The organism is Cyanobium sp. BA20m-p-22 (genome assembly GCF_024346275.1).
Taxonomy (GTDB): Bacteria; Cyanobacteriota; Cyanobacteriia; order PCC-6307; family Cyanobiaceae; genus Cyanobium_A.
Window position 1 is genome coordinate 1 of record NZ_JAGQCQ010000247.1, and the last position, 5,687, is coordinate 5,687.

At 65.8% G+C, this 5,687-nt stretch carries 7 protein-coding genes and 1 pseudogene; 4 read left to right on the forward strand and 4 right to left on the reverse strand.

The window, feature by feature from the left end; all coding sequences use genetic code 11:
* Nucleotides 1-514, forward strand: a 514-nt coding sequence (locus KBZ15_RS17105; protein WP_255016426.1) for a cytochrome c oxidase subunit 3, incomplete at its 5' end; no start/stop codon positions are given.
* A 137-nt stretch (nucleotides 515-651) separates the two neighbouring features.
* Complete coding sequence (locus KBZ15_RS17110) at nucleotides 652-1,011, forward strand: AbrB family transcriptional regulator (RefSeq protein WP_197153552.1); 360 nt, start codon at nucleotides 652-654, stop codon at nucleotides 1,009-1,011.
* 15 nt (nucleotides 1,012-1,026) lie between these two features.
* On the opposite strand, the gene KBZ15_RS17115 is transcribed toward KBZ15_RS17110, so the two are convergent.
* Nucleotides 1,027-1,533 carry an HdeD family acid-resistance protein gene (locus tag KBZ15_RS17115; RefSeq protein ID WP_255016432.1) on the reverse strand — a complete coding sequence of 169 codons (507 nt, stop codon included), beginning with the start codon at nucleotides 1,531-1,533 and terminating at the stop codon, nucleotides 1,027-1,029.
* Between the two features lie 109 nt (nucleotides 1,534-1,642).
* The gene (locus KBZ15_RS17120; protein ID WP_255016428.1) at nucleotides 1,643-2,359 is read right to left on the reverse strand and encodes a riboflavin synthase; all 717 of its coding nucleotides are present in this window, start codon (nucleotides 2,357-2,359) and stop codon (nucleotides 1,643-1,645) included.
* 62 nt (nucleotides 2,360-2,421) lie between these two features.
* Between KBZ15_RS17120 and KBZ15_RS17125 the strand changes: the two genes are divergently transcribed.
* Together KBZ15_RS17125 and KBZ15_RS17130 are read left to right on the forward strand one after the other, a co-directional pair.
* A complete protein-coding gene (locus KBZ15_RS17125) occupies nucleotides 2,422-3,018 on the forward strand; it encodes a bifunctional nuclease family protein (protein WP_255016430.1) in 597 nt (198 codons plus the stop codon).
* A gap of 138 nt (nucleotides 3,019-3,156) precedes the next feature.
* Nucleotides 3,157-4,269, forward strand: a complete 1,113-nt coding sequence (locus tag KBZ15_RS17130; protein WP_255016433.1) for an aldo/keto reductase — start codon at nucleotides 3,157-3,159, stop codon at nucleotides 4,267-4,269.
* Nucleotides 4,270-4,459: 190 nt separating this feature from the next.
* Here the strand turns inward: KBZ15_RS17130 and KBZ15_RS17135 are convergent, their stop codons facing one another.
* Together KBZ15_RS17135 and KBZ15_RS17140 are read right to left on the reverse strand one after the other, a co-directional pair.
* Nucleotides 4,460-4,798: a hypothetical protein gene (locus tag KBZ15_RS17135; protein WP_255016431.1), complete on the reverse strand. Its 339-nt coding sequence runs from the start codon at nucleotides 4,796-4,798 to the stop codon at nucleotides 4,460-4,462.
* Between the two features lie 249 nt (nucleotides 4,799-5,047).
* Nucleotides 5,048-5,687 (reverse strand): annotated as a pseudogene (locus KBZ15_RS17140) (twin-arginine translocation pathway signal); the annotation flags it as partial.

The window sequence follows — 5,687 nt, forward strand, 5'->3', positions numbered from 1 at the left end:
GGCCACCTTCCTGGTGGCCGACGGCATGACCTTCGCCGGCTTCTTCGCCGCCTACCTCACCTTCCGGGCCGTGAATCCCCTGCCGGAAGGGGGCAATTACGAACTCGAGCTGCTGCTCCCCACGATCAATACCGTGGTGCTGATCATCAGCAGCTTCACCTTCCACCGGGCCGGCAAGGAATGCAGGGGCGGCAAGCTCGCCGCCAGCCGGCTATGGCTGGCCATCACCGCAGCTCTGGGTGCGGCATTTCTCGCCGGCCAGATGGTGGAGTATTTCAGCCTGCCCTTCAGCCTCACCGACAACCTATTTGCAAGCACCTTCTATGCCCTGACCGGCTTCCACGGCCTACACGTAACCCTCGGTGTGATCTGCATCACCATCGTGGCCCTGCAGACCAGGGCAGGGGGGCGGATCAGCGCCAGTGACCATTTCGGCCTGGAAGCGGCCGAACTTTATTGGCACTTCGTCGATGGGATCTGGGTGGTCCTCTACGGGATTCTGTATCTGCTTTGACAGGATTGCCGGAGCCGATGGTCTTCACACCCTGGCATTAATGGCCATATCCGGCTTAAGTAGACAGAATCATCCATAGAAACAACCCAGGACGGGAGTGATCCATGGTGTCCAGGCCAGGAGACAGTCCATTGGAAATGCTGGCGGGCCAGGCCCTGCTGGATCGGGCCCGGGCCCTTAGCAACCAGCCGGAAGATCAGATCGCCCGGGCCTGCGGCTACGTGGGGCCCAGTGGCCGGGTGATGAAAAAGAGCTTTTATAGAGCCCTGGTGGCCGCCAAGGGATACCAGCTGCCCGATGCCCCCAGCGGCGGCGGCCGTGGCACGGGCCAGGGCAAGGGCCGCCAGGCCGAATTCCGCACCAGGGTGCATGGGAACGGCAACCTGCTGATCGGTCATGCCTACACCCGTCGGCTGGGGCTGGAGCCCGGCAAGGAATTCCGAATCGAAATTCACCCGGAGAACGGCTCAATTTCCCTCTCACCTCTGGAGGAATGAGCCTCCAGCTGGCCCTCAGTCGTCTCTGTGGAAACTGGCGCTGAAGGCCAGCAGGTCAAAGCCACTGAACAGGAAACTGATTCCTACCAGCACCCCGAGCACCCAGAGCAATCCCCAGCCCTGCATGCTGACAATCAGCACGCCGAACACCAGGGTGACGATGCCGTTGACCAGGCCCCAGCCCCAGCCCATCACCTCCATATGGCCGAGGGAGACCAGCATCGACACGATCCCCTCCAGGATGAAGACGATGCCGATGGCGAAGGCCAGGCTGGCCACCACCACCCCACCCTCAAGCGGGCCACCGCGAAACTGTTGAATCATCCAGGCCCCGATCACCACAAAGAGGGTGGAGATCACCAGCCGGGAGAAGCAATACCAGCGGCCCAGTTGGCGGGAGCGGGCCAGATTGCTGATCCAGCCAACGATCCCTCCCACCAGGAAGCCAATCGCCACGATTACGGCGATCCAGGCCGAGGCCAGCACCGGGAAGATCAGGGCCAGCACCCCCAGCACCAGCATCAATACACCTTCAAACAGGGTGAAGGCCTTGAGGCCAGCACCATTTTGAGAAAGCAAACTTGAGCCCATAGCTCTTGGAGCGGCCACTGCCCAACCGTAGACAGGGCATTCAGATCCAACCGTGATCTGCCAGCCAGGACGCATCTAACGAACTGTCCATCCCCTGGCGGGCGGGGCCGCTGGATGGCCCCCGGGCCATGAGCAGCCGCTCGGTGTATTTGGCAAGCAGATCGGCCTCCAAATTGACTCCATCGCCCACCGCCAGTTGGCCCAGGGTGGTGCTCAGCCAGGTATGGGGGATGACAGCGATCCAGAAACCCACCCCATCGCTATCGCAGCCAGCCACCGTGAGACTCACCCCGTCCACCGCCACGCTGGCTTTTTCGCAGATGTAGCGGCCGTAGCAGGGGTCGCTCCAGGCCAACTCCAGGCGCCAGGAGGCCGGCTGCTGCTCCAGGGCCCGCACTACGCCAAGCCCGTCCACATGGCCACTCACCAGGTGGCCACCGAGGCGATCGGCCAGTCGCAGGGCTGGCTCCAGGTTCACCGCACCACCCCGATCGGCCTTGGCGGCCAGGGTGGTGCGGCTGAGGGTCTCTTCGCTGACATCGGCGCGGAAGCCATCGGCAAGCCGCTGGGCCACCGTGAGGCACACCCCATCCACCGCCACACTGTCCCCCAAAGCAAGGCTGTCCCCGAGAGCAAGGCTGTCCCCGAGAGGGAGGCTGTCTCCAAAGGCTGGGCTCTCCGCCTGCCGCCAGTGGACCTCTACCCCCCGCGGGCAGCGGCGAATCACGCCCAAGGCCTGCACCAGTCCGGTGAACATGGGTGATCCAGCCCGGGAGGAACCAAGCTGGTCATAATCGTTCAGAGGGTTCTGGGGGGAAAATGATCGAAATGCACGTTGCTGGAATCGGCCTGGATGCGGCCAGCCGCAGCCCGATCGTGCTGCTGCGGGATTCCTCCGGCCGGCGCCAGGTGCCGATCTGGATCGACCAGGCCCAGGCCCAGAACATCCTGGCCGGACTCCGTGACGAAGCCCCCTCCCGACCCCTCAGCCACGACCTGATGGTTTCCCTGCTGGAGGCGGGCGGGCTGAGGCTTGACCGGGTGATCATCCACACGATCGAAGCCAGCACCTTTCGGGCCGTGCTCAAACTCAGCCAAGCGGCGGGCGATGGGGCGGCCGAAGAAGCGGCCAAAGCAGCGGCCAGGCTTGAGCTGGATGCCCGTCCCAGCGACGCCATCGCCCTGGCCCTGCGCACCGGCAGCAGCATCTGGATGCTGGAGGAGGTGGTGGCCGACGCCTCGATTCCGGTGGATGCCGAAGCCGACGCCGAAGACCAGGACAACTTCCGCCGCTTCCTCGACAGCACCAGCCCCGCCGAGCTGGTGCGCCACCTCAAACAGTCCCACCCGGAGGGCGAGCAAGGCGGGGAGGAGCCAGGTGGGGAGGAACCAGGCAGCGACACTCCGGCCCCATAGGGCTGGAGAGCGCAGCGGGAGCGTCTACGGATGGAAAATCTGCCTGAAAATCTTCCAGAAAACTTGCCTGATAACCCTGGCCTGCGCCCCTTCGGCCCCGCACCGGCAACGGCGGTGTCGCCATTCACCCTGGGCACCATGCGGGCCCTGGACAGCCCCTCCCAGATGGAGTCGGTGCTGCGCTCAGCCATGGCAGCGGGCATCAACCACCTGGATACGGCCCCCGGCTACGGCCCAGCCGAAACCTTCCTTGGCCTGGCCCTGGCGGCCCTGCAGCGGGACAACCTGGCGCCCCCAGGCGGCTGGCGAATCACCAGCAAGGTGCTGCCCGGCTGCGATCTGGCCCACGGCCAGGAGCAACTGCGGGCGATCCTCGAGCGCCTGGGCGTTGCCCAGCTCACCAACCTGGCGGTGCATGGCCTCAACCTTGCTGAGCACCTGGAGTGGGCGCTGCACGGACCTGGCGCCGAGCTACTGGAGTGGGCCCTCGGCGAAGGGTTGGTGACCCAGGTGGGCTTCAGCAGCCATGGCAAACCAGAGCTGATCGAGGCCGCCCTGGCCAGCGGCCGCTTCCGTTTCTGCAGCCTGCACCTGCATCTGTTTGACCAGACCCGCTTGCCCCTGGCCCGCGCCGCCCTCGCGGGCGGACTGGGCGTGCAGGCGATCTCACCGGCCGACAAGGGCGGCCGCCTCTATGACCCTCCGGCCGAACTGGTGGCCGACTGCTCCCCGTTCCACCCCCTGGAGCTGGCCTACCGCTTCCTGCTCGATCAGGGGATCTCCACCCTGAGCCTGGGGGCCGAGCAGCCCGGCGATCTGGCCTGGGCCGCCGCCCTTACCGGGCCCTCGGCGCCCAGGGGGGGATCGGGCCAATCCAGCCCGAACGAAGGCTGGCTCAACCCCGAGCAGCGTGCCGCCCTAGGGCGCCTTGAGGCCGCCGGCCGCGAGCGCCTGGGGACGGAACGCTGCGGCCAGTGCCGCGCCTGCCTGCCTTGCCCCAATGGCGTGCCGATCCCCGAACTCCTGCGCCTGCGCAACCTGGCCGTGGGCCACGGCATGGAGACCTTTGCGGCCGAGCGCTACAACCTGATCGGCCGCGCCGGCCACTGGTGGGAGGAGCTCAACGCCGAGGCCTGCCAGCAGTGTGGAGCCTGCCTGCCCCGCTGTCCGCTGGAGCTACCGATCCCCGAGCTGCTGGCCGACACCCACCGGCGCCTGAGCTCCGCCCCCCGCCGCCGGCTCTGGGGCTAGGGCTAGGTGGGTGGGGCTTAGTGAGGCATCGTCTTGCCGGAGAGCGCGGGCTGGGGATCCATCGCTGCGATGGGTTCCTAGTTCTGTACAGCTTGTACTGATTCCTCAACAGTGTGGATCCAGATGCGCCCGGGCCGTAATCAGGATGGCTGCGTTCAAGCCATTCCCCCGTACTCCTCCAGCAGCGAGATCACATCTCGGACTCGCCTGGCGTTGCGTTCGGAGGAATCGAGCTGGTGTCTGAGCTGGACAAGATTGCACTGAGCTTGCTGCTGAGCTCGTCGAAACGCTCGTCGAGCTTCCGTAGCCACTCGTCCTCTTGCCTCCTCTGCTCGTCTTCTTTCCTCATTTGCTCGTCCTCTCTCCTCATTTGCAGCTTCCTCTGCTCCAGCTCGTATCGCTGCACTTTCAGCTCGACGGTTGGATGCCAATTCAGCTTCTGCAATAGCCGCCGCCACGGCGGCAGCGATGCAAGGAATTCCTGCTTGCTGCGGTAGGTCGACGGAAGCGGCTCCCAGGAGGTCGACATGGGTGTAATTGGTAAATAGCGTGATCAGGGCGAGGAGCAGGGCGGCAAAAACCGTGATCCAGCCTTGACTGTCAAATCCCAAAACCACCGTAGCCAGCACAAACCCTGAACACAGGGCAGTACAGGTACACTATCAGGGTATCCGTGGAATCACGGGTTGCGCGGGCGGTCTCCATCAATCATTACAAGCTGTACGGAAAGCTGACAGTTCCTCACGCAGATGGCGCTCCCACAGCCAAATGCCTGGGCTCAGGGCCTCGGGGCGGCGGCATCCCAGAGGTTCTGCTGGGCCAGTTGCTCGGGCAGGCTGAGCGGCGGCAGGCTCCAGCAGCGGCCCAGGAGGGCATCTCCCGGCAGCAGCAACGCCGCCATCGACGCGGGGAAACGGCGGGCCACTGGCGCCAGCACCGCCTGGGGTAGGGGAGGCACCCAGCCCTTCGCCAGCAGGGCTTCCAGCAGCGGTGGCTCCAGGATCGCCCCGAGCCACTCCAGCGGGGGTGGAGCCGGCTGCAAGTCCTTGGGTGCGGCCGGTCGCAGCAGCAGTTGCCAGCTGAGCGGAGCGCCGCTGTCGGGCCAGATCACCGCCAGGCGCTGGTCACGGCGCAGCAGGGGGATAAGCCGCTGCAATGGCAGCACCGCCACCTCGGCCTTGCCGCTGAGCAACAGGCTGAGGCCGTCGCGGTCGTCGAATGCCAGGGCCTGGGCCCGCAGCCGCTCCAGCTGGCCAAAGTCGCCCTTGACGATCTCCAAGCTGATGCGGGGGGCCGAGGGCAGCACCAGCCGCCCCCGCAGGCTGGGGTCGAGCAGCAGCGACCAGCCCTGCTGGCGCCGCGCCACCAGATCTGGCCGACTGCGCAGGGCGATCACCCAGGGGCTGTAAGCCCAGGGA